The organism is Pseudomonas sp. PDM26, from assembly GCF_019219185.1.
Classification (GTDB): domain Bacteria; phylum Pseudomonadota; class Gammaproteobacteria; order Pseudomonadales; family Pseudomonadaceae; genus Aquipseudomonas.
Window position 1 is genome coordinate 1 of the sequence record NZ_JAHUWC010000045.1, and the last position, 494, is coordinate 494.

The following is a 494-nucleotide window of genomic DNA, read 5'->3' on the forward strand; positions in this document are numbered from 1 at the left end:
GACGACGCGACCTTCCTGCTGACCAACGCCGACACCGTGATCATCGTGCCGGGCTACGGCCTGGCGGTCGCGCGGGCCCAGCACGCGCTGAAAGAACTGACCGAGAAGCTGACCCACCGCGGCGTGACCGTGAAGTACGCGATCCACCCGGTGGCCGGTCGGATGCCCGGGCACATGAACGTGTTGCTGGCCGAGGCCGAAGTGCCTTACGACCAGGTGTTCGAGATGGACGACATCAACTCCGAGTTCGGCCAGGCCGACGTGGTGCTGGTGCTGGGTGCCAACGACGTGGTCAACCCGGCGGCGAAGAACGATCCGAAATCGCCGATTGCCGGCATGCCGATCCTCGAGGCGTTCAAGGCCAAGACCATCATCGTCAACAAGCGCTCGATGGCCAGCGGCTATGCCGGTCTGGATAACGAACTGTTCTACCTGGACAAGACCATGATGGTGTTCGGCGACGCCAAGAAGGTCATCGAAGACATGGTCAAGGC

At 62.8% G+C, this 494-nt stretch carries 1 protein-coding gene; it reads left to right on the forward strand.

Annotated features, from left to right (window positions below):
• Nucleotides 1-494 (forward strand): NAD(P)(+) transhydrogenase (Re/Si-specific) subunit beta (locus tag KW849_RS31010; RefSeq protein ID WP_218433902.1); only part of this gene is annotated, 494 nt, incomplete at both ends.